This is a genomic window from Arthrobacter oryzae (assembly GCF_031454875.1).
Taxonomy (GTDB): domain Bacteria; phylum Actinomycetota; class Actinomycetes; order Actinomycetales; family Micrococcaceae; genus Arthrobacter; species Arthrobacter oryzae_D.
The window spans coordinates 1-26480 of the sequence record NZ_JAVDRQ010000015.1 but is presented as its reverse complement, the minus strand read 5'-3'; the positions used below and the strand labels follow the sequence as shown (position 1 = coordinate 26480).

The window sequence follows — 26480 nt, the reverse complement described above, 5'->3', positions numbered from 1 at the left end:
ATGGATAATCTGGAAGACGCTTCGGCTCAGTCTCTGGGCTCTTCACGTCGGTCCGGTGTGATATCCATCATTAGGTACACCGTGACTTAGCTCACCGTTGCGTTCATATTGGTCATGGGAGGCGCTTGATGATCCACCGCTGGAGTATCGCCCGCAGGCTGTTTGTGGCGAACCTGGTGATAGTGCTGGCCTTCATCGCCATCGGGGGCACCGCCGCCTACCTTGACGCGCGGGACCGGAGCTATGAGGAAGCCGGGCGCCGGATGACCGGCGTGGCAGCGGCCATCGCCGCAAGTCCCCTGGTGCTCCAGGCTGCGGACACTCCGGATCCGTCTGCAGTGCTGCAGCCGTATGCCCTCGACGTCATGGCGGGGTCAGGGGCCGATTTCATCACGATCATGGCGCCGGACCGGACACGCTGGACGCATCCGCGGGACGAGGAAATCGGCAGGCCGTATATCGGCTCGATCGATGCTGCGTTGCGCGGGGAAGTGTTCACCGAGGTTATGGCCGGAACGCTCGGGCCCTCTGTGCGCACGATCGTTCCCGTCAAGGATGCGGCGGGAACCGTCAAGGCACTGGTCGCCGCCGGCGTCACTGTCAGGACCGTGGACGTTGCCCTGTCCGGCAGGCTGCCCGCCCTCCTGGTCCTGGGCCTGGCCCTGCTGCTGGGCGGGTCCGTGGCGTCCTGGCTGCTGGGCCGCTATCTTCGCCGTGTGACCAGGGGTTGGGGGCCGGAGCAACTGGCCCAGCTTTTCGCCTATTACGAGTCCGTCCTCCATTCCGTCCGTGAGGGCCTGATCCTGATCGACACCCGGGGGAGGGTGGTGATGTACAACGACCAGGCGGCCGAACTGCTCGGACTGGTTCCCCGCGGTTCAGGGGATGACCCGTCCAAGCCTCCCGCCCTCTCGGACCTCCCCCTGACCGAGAGCCTGAAAGACCTCTTTGAATCCGGCCGCACTGCCCACGATGAAATCCACCTGACAGGCCCCCGTATTGTGGTGGTGAACCAGGGCCCCGCCCAGGCACCGGGTTCCCCCGGAGCGCGCCGGCCCGCAGTGTTCGGAACGGTAGCCACCATCCGGGACCGGACTGAGATCGAATCGCTGGGAAGCGAACTGGAAACCATGAAGACACTGTCTGACGCCCTCCGTGCCCAGACCCACGAACATGCCAACCGCCTGCACACCATGGTTTCCCTGCTGGAGCTGGGCCGCACACGGGAGGCCCTCGACTTTGCCACCAAGGATCTTGAACTTAGCCAGCAGCTGACCGACGAGATGGTCAGCTCAGTGGACGAGCCCGTCCTGAGTGCACTAATCATGGGCAAGGTCGCGGAAGCAAACGAACGCGGAGTGAAGCTGACGCTCACCACCGAGGGGTCCGCATCGGTGGCAGGGCTGGCGGTCCAGGACCTCGTCACTATCCTGGGCAACCTGCTGGACAATGCCATCGACGCTGCGGCGGACGGCGATGCGCCCCGGCACGTGGAGCTGACCGTGGAATCCGATGCCGAAGGCTTGGACATCATTGTCAAGGATTCCGGCGCGGGTATTGATCCTGCTGCGGTCGATAATATCTTCAGGCATGGCTTCAGCACGAAGGCGAAGGGACCATTCGGGCGAGGCGTGGGCCTGGCCCTGGTACGGCAGGCCGTACAGCGCCTGAACGGTACCATGACCATCACGGGCACGGATGGCGCACAGTTCCATGTGTTCCTGCCGGCCATTGCCGCCGGAACCGACAAAGAGGAGCAGTTCCAGTGAGCGATATCAGGGTCCTTGTCGTTGAGGACGAACCCGTGGCGGCGGCAGCGCACGGCGCCTACGTGGGGAGGCTCGAGGGCTTTTCCCTGGCCGGCACGGCCCCGGACGGCCAGTCGGCGCTGCGCCTGCTGGCGGAATTCGCAGCCGCCGGCAATCCGGTGGAGCTGGTCCTGCTGGACATGAACCTTCCCGACCTCCACGGCCTGGACATTGCACGGCGGATGCGGGCATCAGGACTGCTGGCCGACATTATTGCCATTACGGCTGTCCGCGAACTCAACATCGTGCGCAGCGCCGTCTCGATCGGGGTTGTCCAGTACCTCATAAAACCCTTTACCTATGCCACTTTTGCGGACAAGCTGGCCAGCTACCGTCAGTTCCGGGAGCAGCTCGGGGCCGGCTCCAGCGGGACCAGGTCCGGGGCATCACAGAGCGACGTCGACCAGGCCTTCGCGAGCCTGCATGCTCCGAGCGAGCTGCCGCTTCCCAAGGGGCTTTCGACGTCGACCCTGGACGCGGTGAAGGAGTTCATGAAGCGGCAGGCCGGTGCGGTGTCAGCCACGGAAGTGATGGACGCCCTCGGGATGTCCCGCGTGACCGCCCGGCGCTACCTTGAGTACCTCGCGGATGCCGGCACCGCCTCCCGGACTGCCCGGTACGGTGCACCGGGCAGGCCGGAGAACGAGTACCGCTGGAACCGGGGCTGACGTCCGGGACCCTGCTCACTCCGGATGCGCGGCGGGGTGCAGGGTCCCGATCAGCTGGTCGATCACGCCGGCGTCCTCGATGGTGGACGGCACTACGTACTCCTCACCGTCGGCAATCTGCCGCATGGTCTTGCGGAGGATCTTGCCCGACCGGGTCTTAGGCAGGGCCTCCACCACGGCCACGTGCTTGAAGTCCGCAACGGCGCCTATGTCCCGGCGGACCAACGCGATCAGGTCCCTGACGAGAACCTCCTCCGGCACGTCAACCCCCGACTTGAGCACCACGTACCCGCTGGGCCGCTGGCCCTTCAGCGGATCCGAGAGTCCGATCACCGCGCACTCGGCCACCGCAGGGTGCTGGCCGAGCACCTGCTCCATGGCACCGGTGGACAGCCGATGCCCCGCCACGTTGATGATGTCGTCTGTCCGGCCCATCACGAAGACGTAGCCCTCCTCGTCCAGGTAACCGGAGTCACCCGTGGCGTAGCACCCCTCGAACGCCTCGAGGTAGGAGGAGACGTAGCGCTCATCATTGCCCCACAGGGTGGTCAGCGTGCCGGGCGGCAGCGGCAGCCCAAGGACTATGTTGCCCTCGGTCCCGGCAGCTACGTCCTCCCCCAGGCCGTCGACGATCCTGAGCTTGAACCCTGGCATCGGAACGCTGGGCGACCCTGCCTTGATCGGCAGCCGTTCCAGTCCCTGCGGGTTGGCGCAGATGGCCCAGCCCGTCTCGGTCTGCCACCAGTGGTCCACGACGGGAACGCCCAGCACCCGCGACGCCCAGTGGAATGTATCCGTGTCGAGCCGCTCCCCCGCGGCGAAGAGGGCCCGGAGGCTGTAGATGTCGTACTCCCCCACCAGTTTGGCGTCAGGGTCGGCCTTCCGGATGGCGCGCAGGGCGGTAGGGGCGGTGAACAGGACATTGACCTTGTGCTCCTGGATCACCCGCCAAAACGCACCGGCATCGGGCGTGCCCACCGGTTTCCCTTCATAGAGGACAGTGGTGGCGCCGGCCAGCAGCGGGCCATAAACGATGTAGGAGTGCCCCACCACCCAGCCGACATCGGAGGCCGTCCACATAACGTCTCCGGGGCCGATGTCGTAGATGTTTTCCAAGGTCCAGCTCAGAGCCACGGCATGGCCGCCGTTGTCCCGCACCACTCCTTTGGGAGTACCTGTGGTTCCGGACGTGTAGAGGATGTAGAGCGGGTCCATGGCCTTGACCGCCACCGGCGCTGCCGGCGATGCGGCGGCCATCTCCGTGTCCCAGTCCAGCCAGCCGGCATAGTCGGCCGCCGCCGAGGCGAACCCTTCGCGCGCCGCGACAATCACCGGGAGCTCAGGGGCTCCGGCCAGGCGGAGGGCTTCCTCGACGGCTGGAAGGTATTCGATCCGGCGCGAAGGCTCGATACCGCCGGATGCCGTGACCACCACGGCGGGAGCGGCGTCCCGGATGCGGGCCGCAAGCTCCTTGGGCGCAAACCCGCCGAAGACCACCGAATGCACCGCCCCAAGCCGCGCCGTTGCAAACATCGCGATGGCGGCTTCGGGGATCATCGGCATGTAGATCACTACCCTGTCCCCCTTGCCCACTCCGCGCCCACGGAGGACACCGGCGAAACGGGCCACCAGATCCGTGAGCTCCGCGTAGCTGTAGCGGCGCCTGATGCCGAGCATGGCGGAATCGTAGATCAGCGCATCCTGCTCTCCCCGTCCGGCTGCCACATGGCGATCGAGGGCGTTGTAGGACGTATTCAGGACGCCGTCGGGAAACCACCCGAACAGCGGAGCGCGGCTGGAATCCAGGGCTTGGCTCGGCGGTGTTGACCAGGAGATTCTTCCGGCAGCGTCCAGCCAGAAATCATCCGGCTTCTCCAGGCTCTGTGCATAGCTGTCCTGATAGCTCTTGGTAACCATGAGTGCATCCCGTCCACGACGTTGTGATGTCGCCCATGCTAGTCCGTGCCGGGAGGCAGGCACAAGGCTTCTGTATACATACACCGCCTAAACTCCGCGAATATCTCGGCATTGCTGGGCAAATATGGGTTATTTGTATACACTGGGGATCGTCAACCACCGAAGGAGGCAGGGAATGCGCGCCAGCGACAGGGCCTACGCGGCACTCCGCGACGACATCATTGAATGGCGCCTCCTGCCCGGGACGGTCCTTGCGGAAGTGGAACAGTCCGAGCGGCTGGGCGTCTCGCGCACTCCCCTCCGGGAGGCGCTGAGCCGGCTGACCGCAGAGGGGCTGACGACGACGGCGGGCAGCCGCGGCGTCGTCGTTACCGACATTTCGCTGGAGGACATCGACGAGCTCTTCGAGCTCCGCGAAACACTCGAAGGAAAGGCGGCGGCGCTGGCCGCCGAGCGCGGCGACGCCACAACCTTCGAGCAGCTCCGGCTCGAGCTGCTTCAGGCACCGGAGCTGATCAACGGAAGCGACCCCGCGCGCCACGCTTACTACGAGCTCGTGGGCCGGCTGGACGAAGCCATTGATGCGGCGATTTCCAACGCCTACCTGGCCCAGGCGATGCGCAGCCTGCGCGTGCACCTGGTGCGCGTCCGCCGGCTGGCTGCCGACGATGCGACGCGGCTCACGGCAGCCGCCGCGGAGCACGCCGCCATTGCAGAAGCCATTGCGGCGCGGAATCCGCGGCTTGCCCAGGCGGCCACCACCCTGCACCTTCACCGAAGTCTTTCCCACGTCAAAGTTGCGCATACACCTCACTAAAGGAGCACCATGGTCAAGGAACACCACGTCCGCGTTTACAAGAGCGAGGAAAACCTGCCGCGCGAGGATCAGCTCGCCTACAAGATTGCGAAGGTTGCCACCGATCCCGTCGCTGTGACCGACGAGGTGACCGACATGGTGATCAACCGTGTGATCGACAACGCGTCGGTGGCCATCGCATCTTTGAACCGCGCGCCCATCGTTGCAGCGCGGGCACAGGCCCTGACGCACGGCCCCACCACCGGCGGCCAGGGATCCAAGGTTTTCGGCATCGAGGAACGGGTTTCGCCCGAGTGGGCCGCCTGGGCCAACGGAGTCGCTGTCCGTGAGCTCGATTACCACGACACTTTCCTGGCCGCGGATTACTCCCACCCGGGCGATAACATCCCGCCGATCCTGGCCGTGGCCCAGCACGTCGGTTCCAGCGGGCAGGACCTGGTCCGGGGCATCGCCACCGGCTACGAGATCCAGGTGAACCTGGTCAAGGCCATCTGCCTGCACAAGCACAAGATCGATCACGTGGCCCACCTCGGCCCGTCCGCCGCCGCAGGCATCGGTACCTTGCTGGGCCTCGATGTCGAGACCATCTTCCAGTCCGTGGGCCAGGCGCTGCACACCACCACCGCCACCCGTCAGTCCCGCAAAGGCGAGATTTCCACCTGGAAGGCCCACGCCCCCGCGTTCGCCGGGAAGATGGCCGTCGAGGCCGTGGACCGCTCCATGCGCGGCCAGACCTCCCCGGTCCCGATCTACGAGGGCGAAGACGGCGTCATCGCCTGGATGCTGGACGGCCCGGAGGCCTCCTACCTGGTGCCGCTGCCCACACCCGGCGAGGCCAAGCGCGCCATCCTGGACACCTACACCAAGGAACACTCCGCCGAATACCAGGCGCAGGCGTGGATCGACCTCGCCCGCAAGCTCCACGGCGAACACCCGGAGGTCACCGACCCCGCCAATGTGAAGTCGGTGCTGATCAAGACCAGCCACCACACCCACTACGTGATCGGCTCCGGCGCGAACGACCCGCAAAAGTACAGCCCCACGGCGTCCCGCGAAACCCTGGACCATTCGATCCCGTACATCTTCACCGTCGCGCTCCAGGACGGTGCCTGGCACCACGTGGACTCCTACGCCCCGGAACGCGCCGCCCGGCCGGACACCGTTGAGCTGTGGCACAAGGTCACCACCGTCGAGGACGCGGAATGGACCCGCCGGTACCATTCCCTCGACATCGCGGAGAAGGCCTTCGGCGGGTCCGTGGAGATCACGCTCAACGACGGCACGGTCATCACCGACGAGATTGCCGTGGCCGACGCCCACCCGCTCGGTGCCCGGCCGTTCGCGCGGGAGCAGTACGTCAACAAGTTCCGGACCCTCGCCGTCGGTCTGGTCGCCGAAGAGGAAATCGAACGGTTCCTCGCCGCCGCCGCGCGGCTTCCGGAACTGGCCGCCGGTGAGCTGGACCAGCTCAACATCAAGGCAGCCGACGGCATCATCGACCTCGCCGCCGCCCCCAAGGGACTGTTCTAAATGCTGTACTCGAAGGTCACCCCGGAGCAGAAGCGGGTCCGTTTCCGCGAACTCCTGGCCTCGGGAACCATCCAGCAGTTCCCCGGCGCGTTCAACCCGCTCTCGGCGAGGCTGATCGAGGAGAAGGGCTTCGCCGGCGTCTATATTTCCGGCGCCGTCCTGGCCAACGATCTCGGCCTGCCGGACATCGGGCTGACCACGCTCACCGAGGTCGCCACACGGGCCGGACAGATCGCCCGGATGACTGACCTGCCCGCCATCGTGGACGCCGACACGGGCTTCGGGGAGCCCATGAACGTGGCACGCACCGTGCAGGAAATCGAGAACGCCGGCCTGGCCGGGCTGCACATCGAGGACCAGTTCAACCCCAAGCGCTGCGGCCACCTGGACGGAAAGAACGTGGTGGACCTGGACACCGCCACCAAGCGCATCCGCGCCGCAGCGGACGCACGGCGCGACCCCAACTTCCTCATCATGGCACGGACTGACATCCGTGCCACCGACGGGCTGGAAGCGGCACAGGACCGCGCCAGGGCGCTGGTGGAGGCCGGGGCGGACGCCATTTTCCCGGAGGCCATGAAGGACCTGGGCGAGTTCCAGGCCATCCGGGACGCCGTGGACGTGCCGATCCTCGCCAACATGACCGAATTCGGCAAGAGCGACCTGTTCACGGTGGAGGAACTCCAGGGCGTCGGAGTGAACATGGTCATCTATCCGGTCACGCTGCTCCGTAGTGCCATGGGCGCTGCTGAGCGTACTCTGGAATCGATCAGGTCCGACGGCACCCAGGAGGCACAGGTAGAAAGCATGCTGACCCGTGCGCGGCTGTACGACCTCGTGGACTATGAAGCCTACAACCGCTTTGACACCGGAGTCTTCAATTTCAAGGTACCCGGTATTCACTGACCCCCAACCATCCGGACTTCCGGCTTCGGCCGGCACACAGGCACAAGGAACGAAGGAGTTTCAGCATGGCTGAAAATGAGATCAAAAAGGGCCTCGCCGGCGTCGTGGTCGACTACACCGCGGTGTCCAAGGTCAACCCCGATACCAACTCGCTGCTGTACCGCGGCTACCCGGTCCAGGAACTCGCCGCAAAGTGCAGTTTCGAGGAAGTGGCCTACCTGCTCTGGAACGGCGAACTGCCTACGCAGGACGAGCTTGCCACGTTCACCGCCAGGGAACGGGCAGGACGGCCGCTGGACCCGGTAGTCAAGCAGGTCATAGATGCACTTCCCACCAGCGCGCACCCGATGGATGTCTGCCGGACCGCAGCGTCAGTGATGGGCGCCCGCCATGAACTCGCCGAGGATTCTTCGCGCGAGGCTAACCTGAACAAGGCAATCGACCTGTTCGCTGCCATGCCGGCGGTGGTGGCGTATGACCAGCGCCGCCGTCACGGGCTTGAACCCGTTGAACCCCGCGACGACCTGGACTACTCCGCCAATTTCCTGTGGATGACCTTCGGCGAAGAGCAGGTGCCCGAAGTAGTGGAAGCGTTCAACGTGTCCATGATCCTGTACGCCGAGCACTCCTTCAACGCCTCCACCTTCACGGCCCGCGTGATCACGTCCACGTTGGCGGACCTGCACTCGGCCGTGACCGGGGCCATCGGCGCGCTGAAGGGCGCTCTGCACGGCGGGGCCAACGAGGCCGTGATGCACACGTTCGATGAGATCGGCATCCGGTCCGAGGAATCGCTGGAGGAAGCAGCCGTCCGGGCCAAGGCTTGGATGGAGGATGCCCTGGCGCAGAAGAAGAAGGTGATGGGCTTCGGCCACCGCGTCTACAAGCACGGCGACTCGCGTGTCCCCACCATGAAGGCCGCCCTGGACAAGATGATCGCCCACTATGGACGTCCCGAGCTTCTGGGGCTCTACAACGGCCTGGAAAGCGCCATGGACGAGGCCAAGGGAATCAAGCCGAACCTCGACTATCCAACCGGCCCCACCTACCACCTCATGGGATTCGACACCGCCACGTTCACTCCGCTGTTTGTGGCCGCCCGCATCACGGGCTGGACCGCACACATCATGGAGCAGCTGGATTCGAACTCCCTGATCCGCCCGTTGAGCGAGTACAACGGCGTGGAGGAACGGCACCTCTCGTAGCTTCCGCCGGAGCGTACGACGGCGGCCCGGTCACCTTTGAAAGGTGACCGGGCCGCCGTCGTTCTTGGGCTTTTTCCGGCCCTCAGCCGTTGATCTTCAGCGACATGACGATCCGTTTAAGCGTCTTGAACTCTTCGGATTCCATGTAGGCGCGGGCCTCTTCCATGGAGGAGAACTTCAGGTCGGTCGCTGCTCCGGTGTTGTAGTTCTGGGCGAAGAAATATTCTCCTGAGGAGAGGCCGCTAACCACGTTCTGGGGGTCGCAGGTGGTGCCGTCCACTCCCCAACTCTCGTCGGCGATGCCCAGGTTGGCGACAAATGTTGCTGAGTCACCCGCAAGTTTTGTCACATCCCAGACCCGGAAGATGAACTGCGGCGGAATGGCCCGCTCCCCCTGGCGGTTGCTCGGAAACGACATGGGAGCACTGTCCAGGATGGTGAAAGGCGGGCAGGGAGAAATGAGGTTCGGAGTGTTCCGGGTCTGGTTGAAGCCGAGCGTCAGCACGGTCCTGCCTGACGCGTTGACGACGTCCGAATATCGGCCGTTTTCCCGGCCGGCGACGGTCCAGTTCTCCGGATACTCGAAGGTGCCCAGCCCGTTCCCGCTGGTGTAGCTTTTCCATTCCACCGGCTTGTTGACGGCCCGAAGTTCCAGGGAAATCAGCATCCGCTTGATGTCCCGGTACTCCTGGGTCTGCGTGTAGGCCTGCGCCTCGGCCAGGGAGGCGAACGTCAGTGGAGCGTCCTTGCCATCCTGTTGCAGGGACCACGTATCCCCGAAGCTGACGGGAGGAACCTTCTCCGGGCTGATTATGCTGCTGTACAGCGCGCAAGCGGTTGTTTCGGGAGCCGGATCTGCATCATTCAATGCCATGGTTCCATAGACTTTGTCGGACTGAATGACCCGGAAAGCAAACTCGGAAGGACCACTCCCCGCCCGTTTGGCTGCCTTTTGCGGGATGTCCACGATCACCGAGTCGAGGGTGAAAACAGGCTTCGGGACGGGGCAGGTGTAACCGACCACCATCTCGTAATGCATCGCCAACGTCGACACGGTTTTTCCGTCTGCGTTATTCACCCGAATGGTGTTGTATGGGCCACCAGCGATCGTGTGCGGATCTTCCGTCACCGACCAGCCCACAGGGTGCTCGAATGTCGCCTGGCCGGTGGTGTCGGTGAATTTCGTCCACGCAACGGCCGCAGCACTGGGCGTCGGTGTGGGCGTCGGGCTGGGCGTCGGCGTGGACGTTGCCGATGGAGTAGGCGTCGGCGCGGCGCTTTCCGTGGCTGCCACGGTGCCGGCGGGCTCCGGCGCTGAAGTCAGAGCTCCGAGATTGCCGGCCACCAGCACGCCGACGGCGACTGCCGCTGCCGCGATGGTCACCAACCCGGCAACTTTGGCGCGGCGTCGCCGGCGGGCTTCATCCAGGGAAACGATGCCGGCTGCGGCGTTGTCGCTGAAAGCTGCCGGCTCGGACAGCATCCGTCGCAGGGCCGTTTCACCGTCAGGAATGCCCGAAGGATCGGAGTGGAGCGGGTCCGTGCCTGCAATCAGGTTCTTGATCGGATCCATGGTCATGCACCCATTTTCTGTGTGATCGATTCCGAGTGAGCCGGCAGATGCTTCTTGAAGGCCATCCTGGCCCTGTGCAGCCGGACTTTGGCTGCAGATTCGCTGCATTGCAGCACTCCGGCGATTTCGGCGATGCTCAGCCCGTCCCAGTACGCCAGCTGCAGGATGTCCCTGTCTTTATCGCGCAATGCTGCCAGGGCATCGTGCACTGGCGCGGCCTCGTCGCTGCCGCCGGATGAGGTTGGAGTTGTGAAGCGAAGCTTCTCCTGGAGCGCCTGCTGACGGTCCCTGGCCCGGTACGCGTTGCCCACCAGGTTCCGGGCGATGGTCAGCAGCCACGGGATTTCCACCCCTGCGGCCTGCGGTTTCTGCCACACCACCCGAAAGACATCAGCGGCGAGCTCCTGGGCCAGCTCCGGATCGTTGATCCGGCGCCGGATGTATGAGTACACCCGCGGGTAGTTGTCCTTGTGAAGGGCAATAAATGCCAGTTCGCGCTCAGAAAGCACGATTCCCCCTAATACGAAGTGCCCTGAACTGCAGGCTAACTGTGTAGTTTCCGGCAGGCGGCGGTGCGGTTACATCCCGTGGGAAATATTCTCCTGCAGTTTCCCTCAGCCACGGGGACGGCAAAGGCGCCGGCGGACTACGCCGACGCCTTGCCCCCCATGAAGGTTTCTGCCTGATATGCCGCCTAGCGGTTACCCGCTTTGTCCAGCACGTTCCGGACCGTTTCGTTGTCATCGTTGAGGACAATCACGATGTCGATCTCTGTTCCGGCGAGCACCACCGGGAGCCAGTGGTCCGCGTCCTGCCACATGCGGTCCGCGGGAAGCGCGTCCGCACGGAACCACTCCGGCGCGATCTCGGCACTCTCGGTGGGCTCGCCCTCCCAGCGCCGCGTCGTGAAGAGGCGGGTATGCATGTTCCATTCCGGGCGGGAGGGGAACACGAATTCAACAACGCCGGCGCGGCGGAGGTCCTCTTCCCGGACCAGGACGCCTGCTTCCTCGAGAACTTCCCGACAGACGGCCTCGGCGTCGCTTTCGCCTGGTTCGACATGTCCGCCGAGGCCCACGATCTTGCCGGTACCGAATCCCGTCTTCTTCAAGCCGAGCAGGACCTCCAGCCCTGCTTCGGCATCCCGGAGCAGGAAACAAAGTGTCACGGGAACGGAGGTCATGGTCAACAGCGTAACCCGGCCCGGCTCAGCCTGCGGTGATCTTCAGCGACGTGATCATGCGTTTGGCGTCGAGGTATCCGGAGGTCTGCATGTATGCCTGGGCCTCGGCAACGCTGCTGAAGGATTTGGCACCCGTTGTCCCGTCCGGGGAAGGTGCGGAGTTCACCTGCAGCGAGTCCGCGAACATGTAGACCGGCGACTCCTGGGGGCCGTTCACCACGTTGTAGAACATGCACGACTGTCCATCTGCACCGGCCCTGCGGGTGGTGATGCCGAATGATGCGTTGACGCCGGATCCGGTCTCGAGTGCACGGAAGGTGAATCTTGGCGTGACCTCGCTCGCGCCGGAGTTGTAGGGCAACTGCATCTCCACGGTATCCAGGACGGTGTACGCCCGGGGTTCGCTGCTGCACGCGCCGCCAAGGGCGCCGCCGGTATCACCATAGGCAAGGTCCGCGACTGGGCTCCCTGCATTGTCGGTGACCTGCAGCTTCACCACGTTGCCAACGCCGTCCCCCGAAAGCGGAACCACGATCCAGCCCGCCGGGTGGTCAAAGGCGACTTTTCCGTTCGCGCTGGTGAACGTGTGCCACGCTGCTGCTGGCGGCACAGACGCCGGTTCCGACGACGGCGCCGATGGCTGTGCTGCGGACGCCGACGGTGAGGCCGGAGTTGTTGCCCCAGTCTGGCTTGCAGACGGGCTGGGCGAGGGAGCCGCATCGCTGGCCGTGTTGCTGGCGGCCGGTCCGGGCGCCGGAGAGTTGATGGCACCCATGTTGCCGGCCACAACCGCCAGTGTCACCACGGCCGCCGCTGCCAGTCCTGCGACGCCGGCACGAATGGCGGCGCGGCGTTTGGACTGACGTGCACGGTCCAGGGAAGTGACGCCGTCGCCATCGGTGAAGGTTCCGGAGAATGTGTGGGAAGCCTGTGCCTCCGGTTCGCCGCCGACCGGCCCAGGGTTGGCCGGGACGGTCTGCTGCCGCGGAGCGGGAATCTGCGGTTTTGCGTTCTTCATGAGCTGTTCGATCCGATCCATGGCTAGGCCGTCCTTTCGTTCATCAGGTGTGCCGGAACCACGCCGGCGAATGCTTTCCTGGCTCTGTGCAGGCGGACGCCTGCCGCGGAGGTGGAGCAGCCGAGGCTTTCGGCGAGTTCGGCGGTGGTGAGCCCGTCCCAGTAGGCGAGCATAAGGACCTCCCGATGCTTCTCATTCAGCTTCGCGAGGACGTATGCCACGGCGTCGCTTTCATTGTCATTGGTCACCGCTGCGGCCCTCGCCCGCTCCTGCAGACCTTCCCGCAGAAGCTGCTGGCGGTTGCGGGCGTTGTATTCGTTGGCCACAACGTTCCGGGCGGCCGCGATGAGCCAGCCAATTCCTGGTTCTTCCGGGAGGTCCTTCTCCCAGGCAATCCTGAAGACGTCCCCGGCGAGTTCCTCCGCCCGGTCTGTATCGCTGATGCGGTAAGCGATGTACCGGTAGATACGTCCGAAGTTCTCCGAGTGCAACGCCGTGAATGAGCGTTCCCTTGTAACCAACATTCCTCCCCCTGAAATCCTGTTCCCGCTTGCTAACCGTTAAGTGTCTGGCGGGGGCACAGTTATTACATTCGGCAGAAGAATTGTTTTTTACGTTGCGTCAGCGCGCGGGCAGGCCAGGGGGTCAACCAAGCGCGCGGGGGTGGGCCGCGGCGTAAATCTCCCGCAGGGTATCTGCAGTCACCAGCGTGTAGACCTGCGTGGTGGTGACCGAGGCGTGTCCCAAGAGTTCCTGGACCACCCGGACATCCGCGCCGCCCTCCAGCAGGTGGGTGGCAAAGGAATGGCGGAGGGTGTGCGGAGAAACGTCCTTGGTGATGCTGGCCTTGTCAGCCGCGGCTTTTAGGATGGTCCAGGCGCTTTGCCTGCTGATCCGTCCGCCGCGGGCATTCAGGAACAGCGCCGGAGTGCCCTTGCCCTTGGCGGCCAGCAGCGGCCGTCCGCGCACCAGGTACGCGTCAAGGGCGCGTGCGCCGTAGGACCCAAGTGGCACCAGGCGTTCTTTGGATCCCTTGCCGAACAGCCGGACGATCGCCGGGCCAACCTGGTCCGGCTGCAGCGAAATGTCGTCGACGTCCAGGCCCACCGCTTCACTGATGCGTGCCCCGGTGGAGTACAGGAATTCCAAGAGCGCCCTGTCCCTCAGGCCTGTTGCCGTGTCGGTCCCGGCCGCTTCGAGGATCCGGGTGACCTCGTCAACGCTGATGGCCTTGGGCAGCCGCTTGCCGGGCATCGGCGGGTGGACATCGCTGGCGGGATCCGCCGTCGTGATTCCTTCCAGTGCCCAGAACTTGTGCAGTCCGCGGACCGCCACCACCGTCCGCGCAGCGGACCTGACACCGAGGGCCGACCCGCCGTCGGAGCCGTCGGAGAGTGCCTGCACAAACCCGGTGACGTGCCGGCGGGTGACGTCGCCGGGCCGTTCCGTGCCGCACGCTGCGAGGTAGTTTGCGTAGCGGGCCAGGTCCCGGCGGTAGGCGGACAGTGTGTTGGCCGCGAGCCCGCGTTCCACGCCCATGTGCTGTAAGTAGTCGTTGATGGCGCGGTCAATGGCATTGCGGGGCCGGCCGGCCTGGCCGGTGGGCGCCGGAGCGGCTTTCGAAGCTGGAGCAACGGGACGTTCCGCCAGTACGTGCTCGACGCCGGAACGTTCCGGCGCGGGAGTGACGGTGCTTCCCATCAACGCTGGCTGGGATGGGCAGGCCAGGGGGCGTTTGCCGGACGCAGATGCTCGAAGCCGTCGGCGCGGGCAGCGGCTGCGGCGAGAATCCCGACGACGGCGGACGGGTTGTGCAGCCTGCCCTCCAGGACGGCAGCCACCGCCAGGTCCAACGGCGTCCAGTGCAGTTCTATCTCGGCTTCCTCATCCGTGCGGACATGGAGTTCGTGATGGGGCACGTCGGTCAGGTCCCGGGCCAGGTAGATGCGGATCGCCTCGCTGGAGGACCCCGGTGAGTTGAAGAAGTCCACCAGCACGTTCCAGGTCCCGGCAACCAGGTCCGCTTCTTCGGCGAGTTCGCGGGCGGCACCCACCACGAAGTCCTCACCCTCGATGTCCAGAAGCCCGGCGGGAATTTCCCAGAGATCCATGCCCACGGGATGCCGGTACTGCTTCATCAGGAGCACCTCCCCGGCATCATTCATCGGCAGGACAGCCACCGCCCCCGGGTGGTCGATGTAGTCCCGGACCAGCTCGTCGCCCTGCTCGCTGAGCTGGAAGCTGTCGCTGACAACGTCCCAGATGCGGCCCTCGTACACCTTGCGGGAGGACAAAAGACGGCGCGGGCTCGGCGCATCCGAAACCTGCCGTGCAGCATTGGGGGTTTCAGACTTACCGGGCATCGCGCCGTCCTTTGATTTAGTTGGTGATTACTTGGCCGAGACCTTGCGGCCAGCGCCGCTGGCGTCAGCCGGTACTTCTGCAGTGTCGACGGCGGGAAGGGTATCCTCTCCGCCCTTCTGGTGGTCCAGTGCTGCCTTGACCAGGCCCGCGAACAGCGGGTGCGGCCGGGTGGGGCGGGAGCTGAGCTCCGGGTGCGCCTGGGTGGCCACATAGTATGGGTGGACTTCGCGGGGAAGCTCCACGTACTCCACGAGCTTGCCGTCCGGGGACGTTCCGGAGAACACCAGTCCCATCGCGGCGATCTGGTCACGATACTTGTTGTTCACTTCGTAACGGTGACGGTGCCGTTCGCTGACGGTTGTCTTGCCGTAGGTCTCGGCGATCACGGAGCCTTCGTCCAGCCTGGCTTCGTAGAGGCCCAGGCGCATGGTGCCGCCAAGGTCGCCACGGCCCTCGACGAATTCGAGCTGCTCTTCCATGGTGGCAATCACCGGGTACTTGGAGTCCGGTTCGAATTCGCTCGAGGATGCGCCGTCAAGGCCCACCACGTTCCGGGCGTATTCAATGACCATGCACTGGAGGCCCAGGCACAGGCCCAGGACCGGCAGCTTGGTTTCGCGGGCAAACTTCAGCGCACCGAGCTTGCCTTCGAGCCCGCGGATGCCGAACCCGCCGGGCACGCAGATGGCGTCGACCCCGGAGAGCGAGTTGACCGCACCCTCATGGGTTTCGCACTCGTCCGACGGGACCCAGCGGATCCCCACCTTGGTGTCGTTGGCGAAACCGCCGGCCCGGAGGGCCTCGGTGACGGACAGGTAGGCGTCGGGCAGGTCGATGTACTTGCCCACCAGGGCGATTTCAACCTCGTGCTTGGGGTTGTGTACCGCTTCGAGGAGCTTGTCCCAGCTGGTCCAGTCAACATCCTTGAACGGAAGATCAAGGGCACGGACGATATAGGAATCCAGTCCCTGGGTGTGCAGCGTCTTGGGGATGTCGTAGATACTCGGCGCGTCCGCGGCGTTTACCACGGCGTCGATGTCGACGTCGCACATGCGGCCGATCTTTTCGCGCATGGCATCGGGAACTTCGCGGTCCGAACGGATCACGATGGCCTCGGGCTGGATACCGATCGACCGCAGGGCAGCAACGGAGTGCTGCGTCGGCTTGGTCTTCAGCTCCTGGGACGGTCCGATGTACGGGACCAGGGAGACGTGCAGGAAGAAGACATTGCCGCGGCCGATGTCCTGGCGCACCTGGCGGGCAGACTCGAGGAAGGGCTGCGATTCGATGTCGCCAACAGTTCCGCCGATCTCGGTGATGATGACGTCCGGCGCGTTCTTGCCCTCGGCAGGAAGCCGCATCCGGCGCTTGATCTCATCGGTGATGTGCGGGATGACCTGGACGGTGTCGCCGAGGTACTCGCCGCGGCGTTCCTTGGCGATAACCGTGGAGTACACCTGGCCGGTGGTGACGTTGGCCGAGCCCTCAAGGTTTTCGTCGAGGAAGCGCTCGTAGTGGCCGATGTCCAGGTCCGTTTCGGCGCCGTCGTCAGTGACAAAGACTTCGCCGTGCTGGAAGGGGTTCATCGTGCCCGGATCCACGTTCAGGTAGGGATCGAGCTTTTGCATAGTTACAGACAAACCGCGTGCCCGCAGCAGGTGTCCGAGGCTCGAAGCCGTCAGTCCCTTGCCTAGCGAGGACGCCACACCACCGGTGACGAAGATGTGTTTGGTCGTCTTGGACGAGCCCGGGAACCGGGAATTTACACGGGAATTTGATCGCTGCACCACGGAATTCGAGCCTATCATCAAATGAGCCTTCCACGGGTCGAAAATCGGATTCCCCAAATGCTTCAGTCTCCCGTGCCGGCCCCCTACGATCAAGGGGTGACTACGGAGGACCTGTCCGGCGAAACCCCTGAACACCCGCAGGACTTGGCCCGGGCGGGATCTGGCCCCGTCTTCAGGTCCCTTACGCTCGACTCGATCCCCGCCCCGGACTACGCGGATGTGATTGTTGTCCCAGTTCCGGCGGGGTGCCCTTCCGACCCGCGGATCTGGGCGGAGACGCTGTTCTCGCCGCAGTCCATGCCGGCCTGGGTGGCGGCCCTGATGGGACTGCGGCAGGCCGTGGTGGGCCTGGTCGGCATCAACAGGGCCCCTCAGGGTGTCTTCGCGGTCTCCGACGTCCGCGGTGAGGAGGCGCTCATCAGCGCCGACGACAAGCACCTGGACTTCCGCTGCGGAGTGGCGTTCGACGCCGGCGCCCGGCTCCTTCGGGTCACCACCACCGTGCGGCTCAAAGGCTGGCGGGGACGGCTGTACTTCGCGCCCGTCCGGGTGCTGCACCCGCTGGTGGTGCGCGCGATGATGGTCCGGGCCGCACGCCGGCTGCAGGCGCCCTAGAGGCGCGCCCGCCGTTGCCCGCCGACGGGAGCGCCGTCAGGCCCGCTGGGGCAGCAGCTTGGCGTCGTCGAGCAGCTCCTGGGCGTGGGCCTGCGCCGATTCGGAGTCCTCCTGGCCCGCCAGCATCCGGGCGAGCTCCTTGACCCTTTCGGGGCCGTCGAGCAGCCGCACGTCGCTCGAGGTGAACCCGGTGGCGGTGCCGCCGTCGGCCCCCCTGACCGATGTTTTGGTGACGGTGATGTGCTGGTCCGCGAACGCGGCGACCTGAGGCAGGTGCGTGACCACCAGGACCTGCACATGCTGCGCCAGCATGGCCAGCCGGCGGCCGATCTCGACGGCGGCACGTCCGCCAACACCGGCGTCGACTTCGTCGAAGACGAAAGTGGGCACCGGATCCACTGCGGCGAGCACCACCTCGATGGCCAGCATCACGCGGGAAAGCTCGCCCCCGGAGGCGCCCTTGCCCAGCGGCCGGGCCGGCGCACCGGAGTGGGGCTGGAGCAGGAACGAGATCTCGTCCGCGCCGTACGGCATCAGCTGCGCGGCCGGTTCGATGGTAATCACCAGGGTGGCGTCCGCCATGGCCAGGGCCTTGAGTTCGGCGCTGACCCGTGTTGAGAGGTCCTTCGCGGCTTTGCCGCGGATTTTGCTGATGGCCGCGGCCTGTTTCTTCAATTCAGCCTCGGTCCGGGCGACCTCCGCGTCCAGCGCCTCGATCCGGGTGGAGTCGTCCTGCAGTTCGTCGAACCGGACACGCGCATTCTCCGCCCACACCAGGACCTCGTCGATGCTGGGGGCGTATTTGCGGACCAGCTTGGCCAAGGCAGCCCGCCGTTCCTCGATTTCAGCGAGCCGCTCGGGTCCCTCTGAATCCAGGCCGGCCTGGTAGCTTGCCAGTTCCGTGGCGATGTCGTTGAGCAGGAAGCCGACCTCCGCCAGGCGTGCGGCCGCCGCACCGAGTTCGGCGTCGTGTTCGGCCACATGTTCCAGGGTCCGTTTCGCAGCGTCCACCAGGGTGGTGGCGTCGCCCTCATCACCGTAGTCCTCCGCGATGAGCGCCTGGTGCGCGGTGTTGGCCGCGATCCTGAGTTCTTCGACGTTGGCCAGTTTTACGGCCTCCGCCTTGAGCGACTCGTCTTCCCCCGGCTGCGGATCCACGTCATCGATCTCCGCCAGGGCGATCTCCAGCGATTCCGCTTCGCGAAGCCTGTCCCGTGCGGCACCGCGCAGCGTGTCCAGCTCGGCCTGGCTGGCTTTCCAGTGGCTGTACAGCGACTGGTATGTGCCCAGCGGGCCCGCCAGCGTATCGCCGGCAAACTTATCCAGGGCACCGCGCTGGGCCAGCGCCCCCTTCAGCCTGATCTGGTCCGACTGGCCGTGGACCACCACCAGGCTTTCGCCGATCTCCGCAAGGACCCCCACGGGGGCGGCGCGGCCGCCAAGGTAGGCTCGGCTGCGTCCGTCAGCACCCAGGCGGCGGGCCAGGATCAGTTCGGCGCCGCCGTCGAACTCCTCCACCTCGGCACCGGCCTCCAGCGCGCGGGCGACTGCAGCGTGGCCCGAGTCGAGTTTGAGGACGGCCTCCGCGGAGGCGCTTTTCGCGCCGCTGCGCACGGCGCCGGCATCCGACCGGGCCCCCAGCAGGAGTCCGACAGCGGTGACCACCATGGTCTTGCCGGCACCGGTTTCGCCGGTCACCACGCTGAGGCCGGGGCCCAGTGGGAGGGTTGCGTCGGTGATGACGCCGAGGTCGCGGATTCTCAGTTCTTCAAGCATGATTCACTTCGCAGTCGTCGGATCAGTCTCGGACGTCCCGGCGTGCCGGGGACCCGCAGGCGGCACCATGGGCCTGGGGGTACGGATGATGGGTACAGGCCCGGTGTGCACGGACTCTGCCTGCGGCATGGGCCCGCGCCAGCCGTGGATGGGGAGCTGGAACTTGCGTACCAGCCTCGCCGAAAACGGTGTCTGGTGTGTCCGCGCGAGCCGGACCGGCGTCGTCGAGCGGGTCACTTCGACGCGGGCGCCAGGCGGCAGGTCCACGGAACGGCGGCCGTCACACCACAGCACGCCCTGGGCGTCCGTCCGGTTCAGGACCTCCACGGCCAACCTGGAGCGGGGCGAGACCACCAGAGGCTTGGCGAACAGCGCGTGCGCGCTGATGGGAACAATCACAAGGGCTTCCACTTCGGGCCACACCACGGGACCTCCGGCGGAGAAGGCATAGGCGGTTGATCCGGTGGGCGTAGCCATCACAACGCCGTCGCAGCCGAACGACGTCAGCGGGCGCTCATCGACTTCCGTGACCACTTCAAGCATCCGTTCCCGGTTGCCCTTCTCGATGGCGGCCTCGTTCAGGGCCCACGTGTGCCAGATTTTCTGACCCCGGACCCAGACCTGGACGTCGATGGTCATCCGTTCCTCCACCGTATAGTCGCGGCTGGCGATCCATTCGACGGTCTGCGCAAGGTCGGCCCGTTCGCTTTCGGCGAGGAAGCCCACGTGGCCCAGGTTGACCCCCAGGAGCGGCACGTCAACTTCCCGGACGAGTTCGGCGGCGCGGAGGATGGTGCCGTCGCCGCCCAGCACCATGACCAGTTCGACGTCGGGGAGCTGGATGTGGTCGTGGAGGACCTCCACGGGGTCTTCGAGCCTGCCGAAAAACCCCTCCATGTCCTCGAGCTCGGATTTTTGCATCACCGGGACAATCCCTGAGGCGTGCAGTTGGATGCACGCCTCCCAGGCAGCCTTCAGTGATTCCTCGCGGCCGGTGTGGGCAAGGACCAGTACACGCCTGCTCATCGGGTTCCGCTTTCTAGTGGTTCGGCCAGATTGTTCCGAGCAACGCAGCAACGGCTGCGTCCCGCTCTTCGATCTTAGGCAAGTCTGGAGTGATCCTGCGCTTTATCCACAGGAAGTATTCGACGTTTCCGTCCTGGCCAGGCAGGGGGCTCGCCGCGAGGCCGTGCAGATCCAGTCCGGCGTCGAGCGCCGCGTTCGCGACTTTTTCCACCGCCATCCGGCGCTCACGCTCGGAATTCACCACGCCGGTGCGGGCCAGCCGGTCCTTGCCGATCTCAAACTGCGGTTTCACCATCAGGACCAGGTCGCCGCCGGGATGCGTGCATGCCGCGAGCGGCGCCAGGACCAGGGTCAGCGAGATGAACGAGAGGTCCGCGACAGTCAGCGCAGCCGGGCCGCCGATCTCATCCGGCGTCATATAACGCACGTTCAGGCCTTCGTGCACCGATACGCGCGGGTCGTTCCGGAGCTGGGGAACCAGCTGTCCGTGCCCGACGTCGACGGCCACCACGTGATCCGCGCCGCGCCTGAGCAGGACCTCCGTGAAACCGCCCGTGGAGGCACCGGCGTCCAGGCAGCGCTTTCCTTCGGCCATAACTTCCGGGAAAGCGTCGAGTGCCCCGGCCAGTTTGTAGCCTGCCCTGCTGACGTACGTGTCCTGCCCGTCGTCGGCAATGTCCAGGGGCGTGAGGTCATCCACCTGCGAGGAGGCTTTCGCGAGAACGGTACCGTCCGAGCTGACCTTGCCTTCGGCAATCAGCCGCGCGGCATGGGTGCGGGATCTCGCCAGTCCCCGGGTGACGAGCATTTGATCAAGCCTGGCCATCCTCAGGCGCCACCCACAGCCGACGGGTCGTCTTCGTTCAGCGCATCCAGCAGTGCATCGTGAAGTGCGGAGTAGGCGTCCGCGTGCCCGCCAACGGGCAGACCCGGAATCCCGGCCAGGCGATCCAGCACAGCGGCGACTGAGGCGTCTTCGAGCGCGCCCGTGCTGAGGCCGGCCGACTCGCCGGCCTCAGCCGGAGCTGCAGGCCAGCTGACCCCAGCCGGCTTGGCGTCCGTTTCCGGAAAGTTGTTCAGCTCGGTCATGTTCCCAGTCTAGTGAGTCGGCCTAGCGCGTCAGCCACTCGACGGCCGGCGCCAGAGGAGCGTCTGCCTGCGGCTTGGCTGACCACCACGCGGAGCAGGCCGCACGCCACGAGTCCAGGTCGCCCGGAACGCCGGTGACGCGGACAGTTTCCCCACGTACGACGGCGGAGGCCGCACCGCAACGGAACGCGCCGCCGTCGTGCTCCTCCACATTGGGGTACGTACGGTACAGATCGCTGAGGTCATTGATGAGGTAGTCCGGCCGCTCCGCCGTCCGGGCCGCGAGGATCGACTCGCGGGTGTCGACGCCGGTAAGCACCGCCACGGTAGCGAATCCGGCATTGTTCCCGCCGAGGATGTCGGTGTCCAGTCTGTCTCCCACAACGAGCGGCCGCTCGGACCTGAGCCGCTTCGCGGCAGTGCGGAACAGCGGCGCCTCGGGTTTCCCGGCAACCAGTGGCCGCTGTCCGGTAGCCGCCGCAACGGCAGCCACCAGGGTTCCGTTGCCCGGGGCCATGCCGCGGGCCTGCGGGATGGACATGTCCGTGTTGGTGGCCACCCAGAGGGCGCCGTCAGCAATGACATACGAGGCTTCGGCGAGGTCTTTCCAGCCGATCTCGGGATTGAATCCCTGGACCACCGCTACTGGGTTGTCTTGGGCGCTGTGTACCGGGGTCAGCCCCACCAGCTCCACTTCATGCGCCAGCGCCGGGCTGCCCGTCACCAGGACCCGCGCCCCTGCCGGAAGGAGCCCGGCCAGGAGCTCGCCGGCAGCCTGCGAGGAGCTGACAACCTGCTCGTCGTCTGCGGGAGCACCAAGCTCCCGCAAGTGCGCCGCTACCTGCGCGGGCGTCCGGGACGCGTTGTTGGTCACGTAGCCCAGCCCGACGTCGATTGCCTCCAGCCCCCGCAGCGCCTCAATGGCACCGGGAATGGCATGGGGGCCGGCATAGACAACGCCGTCAAGGTCTGACAGCAGGGCGTCGAACCTGGAGATCAATGAATCAGCGCTCATGCGCAGTTATTCCCTCTCGCGATCCGACTGTGCGGAATCGGCGTTGTCGCTTTCAGCGGCGAAGCCGGCGTCAGCGCTGTCGTCTTCATCGCCGGCGCGGGCTTCGAGCTCGTCTTCTTCCACGGAGTCATCGTCAGATTCGGCGTCGTCGGACTCAAAGTAATCGGATTCGGCGTCGTCCGAGCCTTCATCCAGGGCTGCTGCATCGGACGCGGCGGCCTCGACAACTGCTGACTCGGTGTCCCGGGCGGCCGTGGAGGTGGCAGGAGCGCTGTCAGCCTTCTGCTGGGCAAGCAGGCGGCGACGTGCTTCCTCTTCCCGGGCTTCCTCTTCCTCATCCCAGCCAAGGTCGATGATGTCGGGTTCCTCGTCGGCTCCGAGGCCGAGCGCATTCTCGGCAACAACGGCCTGGCGCTGCCATTTCTCGGCTTCCTGTTCACGGCCTACGGCTGCCAGCGCATCGGCGTAGGCGCGGAAGAGACGCGGGCTGTAGGAGAACGCCCGGTTGATGTCCAGCTGCGCGATCTCCAGTTCGGCCACGGCAGCATCGAGCTGGCCAAGGTCCGTGCGGGCGCCGGCGGCCACAATGGCCAGTTCAACCTTGCCGGGTGCGTCGAGGTCGTTGGCTTCCTCTGAACGTGCAACGTCCAGGGCGCGGTCCGGGCGGCCCAGGCCCCTCTCGCAGTCGGCCATGACGGGCAGGTGCACGTTGGAGCCGCTGATCCGGCGGTAGGTGCGGAATTCCCGCAGGGCTTCGCCGTAGTGCCCCGCAGCGTAGGCCGTCAGGCCCACGGCTTCGCGGACAGCAGACAGGCGTCCGCCGCGGCGGCTTGCAGCCAGCGCGTGCTGGAAGGCAAGTTCCGGCTCTTCATCGATGAGGCGCCCGGCCATGACCAGGTGGCGTGCCACCCATTCCGCGCTTTTGGCTTCGAGGGTCTTGATTTCGTGCTTGGTTGCACGGTCCAGTTCCTGGCCCGTGACGTCTTCGTCGATCTCGGGAGAGCGCTCACGGTCCGGACGGTTGGCGCTGCGCAGGTCGCGCGCGTTCGGAACCCGGGTAGGACGGTCCTCGGGACGGTCGCGGCCGAAATCGCGCGGCCCTGATTCGCCACGGTCAAAGCTCCGGGGAGCGCGCTCCTGGCGGTCACCGAAAGGCTTGCGGTTGTCGCCGCCGCCGAAGCTGCGACGCTCCCCACCCTCACGGGAGGGACGATCACCAAACGGCTTACGGTCACGGTCGCCGCCACCAAAGCTCCGACGCTCCCCACCCTCACGGGCCGGACGGTCGCCGAACGGCTTACGGTCACGGTCGCCGCCACCAAAGCTCCGACGCTCCCCACCACCTTCACGGGCCGGACGGTCGCCGAACGGCTTACGGTCACGATCGCCGCCACCGAACGGCTTACGGTCACGATCGCCGCCACCAAAGCTCCGACGCTCCCCACCACCTTCACGGGCCGGACGGTCGCCGAACGGCTTACGGTCACGATCGCCGCCGCCAAACGGCTTGCGGTCACGGTCGCCGCCGCCTTCACGGGACGGACGATCACCAAACGGCTTGCGGTCACGATCGCCAGCACCAAAGCTGCGACGCTCCCCACCCTCACGGGAGGGACGATCACCAAATGGCTTACGGTCACGATCACCAGCACCAAAGGGCTTACGGTCACGATCGCCACCCTCACGCGACGGACGATCACCAAACGGCTTACGGTCACGATCACCAGCACCGAAGCTGCGGCGCTCTCCTCCACCTTCACGGGCTGGACGTTCGCCGCGATCGTCCTTGGCGCGGAATCCGCGGGGATCGCCACCTGAATTATTTGATGCGCGGAACGGGCCGCCACCCGAAGGACGGCCGCCTCCGTAGCCGCCGCGATCTTTGCCGCTTCGATTTCCGCCGTTGTGCTCAGCCATGTTGGATTCCTCCTGTTGTGAGCCGACCACTCGCGCAATCGCAGCCGCTCTTATCCGTGTTTCGTTTTCCTACGCAACCCGAAATAAAGCGCTTCGAAGTCCGTACATCTCATGCAATTCTAGGCGAGGCGCCGCTCACGAACTAACTGTCCAGGCCTGGCAAGGGACTCTCGTGTCAAGCCTCACAGGGGCATCGAACCCAAACGCAACATTGAGCCGGCACAGGACATCGGTCCGGTAGTCGCTGTCCGAGCACCGGGCGTTGGCGCACTCCCCACCGATTGCGCACCCGGTCACCGCAGTGATAGTTTTCCGGTGATCGTGATCTATCGGCAGGAGGTGAGTCCCATGAACGCAGTATCCGCAATGGGTGCTCCCCCGCAGTCCACGATCACGCGGCTGAGTTAGTCGCCACCGGGAGCGCCAATCAGGCAATTCGCGAAAGGCGACTCCCATGAACACAACACCTTCTTCACCTCTGCACTCCATCTCGACGACGGCCTCCGACCGGCCGATGGGCGACCAGGATCAGCCGCAGGTTGACGCCACAAACCGCCTGCGCGCCGCGGGCGAGCGGGCGTTGGTCCTTGGCGGCGGCGGATCGACAGGCAACGCGTGGCTGATCGGCGTCGTCGCCGGCCTCTTCGATGCCGGCCTGGACGTAACCGCAGCCGATCTGGCCGTGGGGACGTCAGCCGGCTCGACGGCCGCGGCCCAGTTAACTGGCGCGACCCCGGCCGAGCTGTTTGCCGCTATCCTTGCCGCTGCACCCCGGCAAGGGACCGCTCCGCCCGGATCCGAGCGTGGACGCGTTCCGATCAGGCCGGTGGCCGACCACCTGGCGAGGATAACCAAAATCATCGCGTCTGCTGAGGGTGCGGCTGACATGCGCCGCAGAATGGGCGCTGCGGCACTCGACATGAATGGGGCGTCGGACGGCTCCGTGCAGGAGCGGTGGCGCGCTACCGTCGCCTCGCGGCTGCCCAGTCCGCATTGGCCGCACCAAACGGTGCTCATCACGGCCGTCGATGCCCAGACCGGTGAACCGGTCGTGTTCGACCGCCACAGCGGAGTCGACTTGGTGGACGCTGTGGCTGCCAGTTGCGCCAGTGGCTTTCCCTACAGGATCGGAAAACACCGATACATCGACGGCGGCTACCGGTCCAACGCCGAAAATGCAGATCTGGCAGCCGGATCCGACCGGGTGCTGGTGCTGTCACCGTTCGGCGGCAGATCCCTGGCGCCGGTGGAGTGGGGCGTGCATCTTTCAACACAAGTCGACGAGCTGCGCGCAGGCGGCAGCAGAGTTGCAACTATCTTTCCGGACAGCAGCGCCGAGCACATGTTCGGCGCCAACGCGATGGATCTGTCGCTGCGTCCGGCCGCGGCCCGGGCCGGATTCGAACAAGGCAGAGCCCTTGCCGCGCAGCTCACCGAATTCTGGAGCTGACGCCTGAGAAATCAATCACCCGGTAGGCGTGACGAGCCGCGGCTGCGGCGAGTTGCCCTGTCGTCCTGGGTGGTGTGGTGGTTAAAGTGGGAGAGCCTCCAAACAGTGTTTGGAGGCTCTCGACCTAATGGTTGTCCGGCGGTGACCTACTCTCCCACACCCTCCCGGGTGCAGTACCATCGGCGCTGTGGGTCTTAGCTTCCGGGTTCGGAATGGGACCGGGCGTTTCCCCCACGCTATGACCGCCGTAACCCTTCTACCCGGACCCGCGGCTGTGCCGTGGGTTGGGAAATCTGGTTACAACATGCTCCTGCCGGTGAAGGCAGGTGTGGTGTTGTTATTCAGTTATTCGGTTTCCTTGCAACGTGCCCGTGGTGCGGGTTTGTTGGTTGGGAACCACATAGTGGACGCAAGAGTCTCAGCGTCCGCCGCCCCTCCTCTGTCCGCCAGGGCGACGCTCTCTCAGTTCCTGCGGGAAAAATCCCGGACGCTCTCTCACTTTTTGGGGGAAGATCCCGGATGCTCTCTCAGTTTCGCTGAATTTACCCGGCGGTGTGGGGCTTGGTGCCCGCCATCGGCGCAGGATGTGAGAGAGGGTTGCCCGAAAAGGGTCCCAGGAAGTGAGAGAGGGTTGCCCCAAAAGGTGCAGGAAGTGAGAGAGGGTTGCCGGGGGTTGGGTGCCCGGCCGGCCTTGCGGGCTGGCCTGGGCTGGGTGGGGGGTGGTGTGGTGGTTAAAGTGGGAGAGCCTCCAAACGGTGTTTGGAGGCTCTCGACCTAATGGTTGTCCGGCGGTGACCTACTCTCCCACACCCT

Annotated in this window: 23 protein-coding genes and 1 rRNA gene; 8 read left to right on the top strand and 16 right to left on the bottom strand. The window is 65.5% G+C overall.

Annotation, left to right across the window (positions count from 1 at the left end):
* Positions 1 to 128: 128 nt before the first annotated feature.
* Complete coding sequence (locus J2805_RS21475) at positions 129 to 1769, top strand: sensor histidine kinase (RefSeq protein ID WP_309979932.1); 1641 nt, start codon at positions 129 to 131, stop codon at positions 1767 to 1769.
* Positions 1766 to 2476, top strand: a complete 711-nt coding sequence (locus J2805_RS21470; RefSeq protein ID WP_309979930.1) for a response regulator — start codon at positions 1766 to 1768, stop codon at positions 2474 to 2476. Before J2805_RS21475 ends, J2805_RS21470 begins: the two co-directional genes overlap by 4 nt.
* Before the next feature lie 15 nt (positions 2477 to 2491).
* Here the strand turns inward: J2805_RS21470 and J2805_RS21465 are convergent, their stop codons facing one another.
* Positions 2492 to 4393, bottom strand: coding sequence for an AMP-binding protein (locus tag J2805_RS21465; RefSeq protein WP_309979928.1), 1902 nt, complete (start codon positions 4391 to 4393; stop codon positions 2492 to 2494).
* A 175-nt stretch (positions 4394 to 4568) separates the two neighbouring features.
* On the opposite strand from J2805_RS21465, the gene J2805_RS21460 reads away from it, so the two are divergent.
* The 4 genes from J2805_RS21460 (at position 4569) to J2805_RS21445 (ending at position 8851) form a co-directional block, all read left to right on the top strand.
* Positions 4569 to 5210 (top strand): GntR family transcriptional regulator, encoded by a 642-nt coding sequence (locus tag J2805_RS21460; protein WP_309979926.1) that lies wholly within the window; start codon positions 4569 to 4571, stop codon positions 5208 to 5210.
* Between the two features lie 9 nt (positions 5211 to 5219).
* Complete coding sequence (locus J2805_RS21455; protein ID WP_309979924.1) at positions 5220 to 6740, top strand: MmgE/PrpD family protein; 1521 nt, start codon at positions 5220 to 5222, stop codon at positions 6738 to 6740.
* Complete coding sequence (prpB, locus tag J2805_RS21450; RefSeq protein WP_309979922.1) at positions 6741 to 7646, top strand: methylisocitrate lyase; 906 nt, start codon at positions 6741 to 6743, stop codon at positions 7644 to 7646.
* Positions 7647 to 7711: 65 nt separating this feature from the next.
* Entirely contained in the window at positions 7712 to 8851 is a 1140-nt protein-coding gene (locus tag J2805_RS21445) for a bifunctional 2-methylcitrate synthase/citrate synthase (RefSeq protein WP_309979920.1), read from the top strand.
* An 82-nt stretch (positions 8852 to 8933) separates the two neighbouring features.
* Here the strand turns inward: J2805_RS21445 and J2805_RS21440 are convergent, their stop codons facing one another.
* The 8 genes from J2805_RS21440 to J2805_RS21405 form a co-directional block, all read right to left on the bottom strand.
* The gene (locus J2805_RS21440; RefSeq protein ID WP_309979918.1) at positions 8934 to 10430 is read right to left on the bottom strand and encodes a hypothetical protein; all 1497 of its coding nucleotides are present in this window, start codon (positions 10428 to 10430) and stop codon (positions 8934 to 8936) included.
* Positions 10427 to 10933 carry an RNA polymerase sigma factor gene (locus J2805_RS21435; RefSeq protein ID WP_309979916.1) on the bottom strand — a complete coding sequence of 169 codons (507 nt, stop codon included), beginning with the start codon at positions 10931 to 10933 and terminating at the stop codon, positions 10427 to 10429. Before J2805_RS21435 ends, J2805_RS21440 begins: the two co-directional genes overlap by 4 nt.
* Positions 10934 to 11118: 185 nt before the next feature.
* Positions 11119 to 11607, bottom strand: coding sequence for an 8-oxo-dGTP diphosphatase (locus tag J2805_RS21430; protein ID WP_309979914.1), 489 nt, complete (start codon positions 11605 to 11607; stop codon positions 11119 to 11121).
* 25 nt (positions 11608 to 11632) lie between these two features.
* A complete protein-coding gene (locus J2805_RS21425; protein WP_309979912.1) occupies positions 11633 to 12646 on the bottom strand; it encodes a hypothetical protein in 1014 nt (337 codons plus the stop codon).
* A gap of 2 nt (positions 12647 to 12648) precedes the next feature.
* Positions 12649 to 13149: an RNA polymerase sigma factor gene (locus J2805_RS21420; RefSeq protein ID WP_309979910.1), complete on the bottom strand. Its 501-nt coding sequence runs from the start codon at positions 13147 to 13149 to the stop codon at positions 12649 to 12651.
* Between the two features lie 121 nt (positions 13150 to 13270).
* Positions 13271 to 14326, bottom strand: a complete 1056-nt coding sequence (gene xerD / locus J2805_RS21415; protein ID WP_309979908.1) for a site-specific tyrosine recombinase XerD — start codon at positions 14324 to 14326, stop codon at positions 13271 to 13273.
* On the bottom strand, positions 14326 to 14988 hold the full coding sequence (locus J2805_RS21410) for an NUDIX hydrolase (RefSeq protein ID WP_309979906.1): 663 nt from the start codon (positions 14986 to 14988) through the stop codon (positions 14326 to 14328). The genes xerD and J2805_RS21410 overlap by 1 nt, the downstream gene beginning before the upstream one ends.
* A gap of 27 nt (positions 14989 to 15015) precedes the next feature.
* Positions 15016 to 16797: a CTP synthase gene (locus J2805_RS21405; RefSeq protein ID WP_309979905.1), complete on the bottom strand. Its 1782-nt coding sequence runs from the start codon at positions 16795 to 16797 to the stop codon at positions 15016 to 15018.
* 78 nt (positions 16798 to 16875) lie between these two features.
* Here J2805_RS21405 and J2805_RS21400 point away from each other — a divergent pair, with 78 nt between their 5' ends.
* On the top strand, positions 16876 to 17394 hold the full coding sequence (locus J2805_RS21400; protein WP_309979903.1) for a DUF2867 domain-containing protein: 519 nt from the start codon (positions 16876 to 16878) through the stop codon (positions 17392 to 17394).
* A gap of 36 nt (positions 17395 to 17430) precedes the next feature.
* Here the strand turns inward: J2805_RS21400 and recN are convergent, their stop codons facing one another.
* From recN to J2805_RS21370, 6 genes are read right to left on the bottom strand one after another with little or no spacing between them, the layout of a single operon-like run.
* On the bottom strand, positions 17431 to 19170 hold the full coding sequence (gene recN / locus J2805_RS21395; protein ID WP_309979901.1) for a DNA repair protein RecN: 1740 nt from the start codon (positions 19168 to 19170) through the stop codon (positions 17431 to 17433).
* A gap of 3 nt (positions 19171 to 19173) precedes the next feature.
* Entirely contained in the window at positions 19174 to 20196 is a 1023-nt protein-coding gene (locus J2805_RS21390; RefSeq protein ID WP_309979900.1) for an NAD kinase, read from the bottom strand.
* Between the two features lie 13 nt (positions 20197 to 20209).
* Positions 20210 to 21022: a TlyA family RNA methyltransferase gene (locus tag J2805_RS21385; protein ID WP_309979898.1), complete on the bottom strand. Its 813-nt coding sequence runs from the start codon at positions 21020 to 21022 to the stop codon at positions 20210 to 20212.
* Positions 21023 to 21024: 2 nt separating this feature from the next.
* On the bottom strand, positions 21025 to 21285 hold the full coding sequence (locus J2805_RS21380) for a hypothetical protein (RefSeq protein ID WP_309979896.1): 261 nt from the start codon (positions 21283 to 21285) through the stop codon (positions 21025 to 21027).
* Positions 21286 to 21307: 22 nt separating this feature from the next.
* Entirely contained in the window at positions 21308 to 22300 is a 993-nt protein-coding gene (locus J2805_RS21375; RefSeq protein ID WP_309979893.1) for an HAD-IIA family hydrolase, read from the bottom strand.
* 6 nt (positions 22301 to 22306) lie between these two features.
* Positions 22307 to 24217 (bottom strand): hypothetical protein, encoded by a 1911-nt coding sequence (locus J2805_RS21370; RefSeq protein WP_309979890.1) that lies wholly within the window; start codon positions 24215 to 24217, stop codon positions 22307 to 22309.
* 454 nt (positions 24218 to 24671) lie between these two features.
* Here J2805_RS21370 and J2805_RS21365 point away from each other — a divergent pair, with 454 nt between their 5' ends.
* Positions 24672 to 25667 carry a patatin-like phospholipase family protein gene (locus J2805_RS21365; RefSeq protein WP_309979889.1) on the top strand — a complete coding sequence of 332 codons (996 nt, stop codon included), beginning with the start codon at positions 24672 to 24674 and terminating at the stop codon, positions 25665 to 25667.
* A 133-nt stretch (positions 25668 to 25800) separates the two neighbouring features.
* Here the strand turns inward: J2805_RS21365 and rrf are convergent.
* A 5S ribosomal RNA gene (gene rrf, locus J2805_RS21360) occupies positions 25801 to 25917 on the bottom strand.
* Between the last annotated feature and the right edge of the window lie 563 nt (positions 25918 to 26480).

What these genes read in the sequence shown, in the direction of transcription:
- recN (WP_309979901.1), bottom strand. Translation starts at nt 19,170, where the DNA reads ATGCTTGAAGAACTGAGAATCCGCGACCTCGGCGTCATCACCGACGCA.
- J2805_RS21430 (WP_309979914.1), bottom strand. Translation starts at nt 11,607, where the DNA reads ATGACCTCCGTTCCCGTGACACTTTGTTTCCTGCTCCGGGATGCCGAA.
- J2805_RS21385 (WP_309979898.1), bottom strand. Translation starts at nt 21,022, where the DNA reads ATGGCCAGGCTTGATCAAATGCTCGTCACCCGGGGACTGGCGAGATCC.
- J2805_RS21445 (WP_309979920.1), top strand. Translation starts at nt 7,712, where the DNA reads ATGGCTGAAAATGAGATCAAAAAGGGCCTCGCCGGCGTCGTGGTCGAC.
- J2805_RS21375 (WP_309979893.1), bottom strand. Translation starts at nt 22,300, where the DNA reads ATGAGCGCTGATTCATTGATCTCCAGGTTCGACGCCCTGCTGTCAGAC.
- J2805_RS21405 (WP_309979905.1), bottom strand. Translation starts at nt 16,797, where the DNA reads ATGATAGGCTCGAATTCCGTGGTGCAGCGATCAAATTCCCGTGTAAAT.
- xerD (WP_309979908.1), bottom strand. Translation starts at nt 14,326, where the DNA reads ATGGGAAGCACCGTCACTCCCGCGCCGGAACGTTCCGGCGTCGAGCAC.
- J2805_RS21440 (WP_309979918.1), bottom strand. Translation starts at nt 10,430, where the DNA reads ATGACCATGGATCCGATCAAGAACCTGATTGCAGGCACGGACCCGCTC.
- prpB (WP_309979922.1), top strand. Translation starts at nt 6,741, where the DNA reads ATGCTGTACTCGAAGGTCACCCCGGAGCAGAAGCGGGTCCGTTTCCGC.
- J2805_RS21380 (WP_309979896.1), bottom strand. Translation starts at nt 21,285, where the DNA reads ATGACCGAGCTGAACAACTTTCCGGAAACGGACGCCAAGCCGGCTGGG.
- J2805_RS21390 (WP_309979900.1), bottom strand. Translation starts at nt 20,196, where the DNA reads ATGAGCAGGCGTGTACTGGTCCTTGCCCACACCGGCCGCGAGGAATCA.
- J2805_RS21460 (WP_309979926.1), top strand. Translation starts at nt 4,569, where the DNA reads ATGCGCGCCAGCGACAGGGCCTACGCGGCACTCCGCGACGACATCATT.
- J2805_RS21410 (WP_309979906.1), bottom strand. Translation starts at nt 14,988, where the DNA reads ATGCCCGGTAAGTCTGAAACCCCCAATGCTGCACGGCAGGTTTCGGAT.
- J2805_RS21465 (WP_309979928.1), bottom strand. Translation starts at nt 4,393, where the DNA reads ATGGTTACCAAGAGCTATCAGGACAGCTATGCACAGAGCCTGGAGAAG.
- J2805_RS21365 (WP_309979889.1), top strand. Translation starts at nt 24,672, where the DNA reads ATGAACACAACACCTTCTTCACCTCTGCACTCCATCTCGACGACGGCC.
- J2805_RS21455 (WP_309979924.1), top strand. Translation starts at nt 5,220, where the DNA reads ATGGTCAAGGAACACCACGTCCGCGTTTACAAGAGCGAGGAAAACCTG.
- J2805_RS21370 (WP_309979890.1), bottom strand. Translation starts at nt 24,217, where the DNA reads ATGGCTGAGCACAACGGCGGAAATCGAAGCGGCAAAGATCGCGGCGGC.
- J2805_RS21425 (WP_309979912.1), bottom strand. Translation starts at nt 12,646, where the DNA reads ATGGATCGGATCGAACAGCTCATGAAGAACGCAAAACCGCAGATTCCC.
- J2805_RS21475 (WP_309979932.1), top strand. Translation starts at nt 129, where the DNA reads ATGATCCACCGCTGGAGTATCGCCCGCAGGCTGTTTGTGGCGAACCTG.
- J2805_RS21420 (WP_309979910.1), bottom strand. Translation starts at nt 13,149, where the DNA reads ATGTTGGTTACAAGGGAACGCTCATTCACGGCGTTGCACTCGGAGAAC.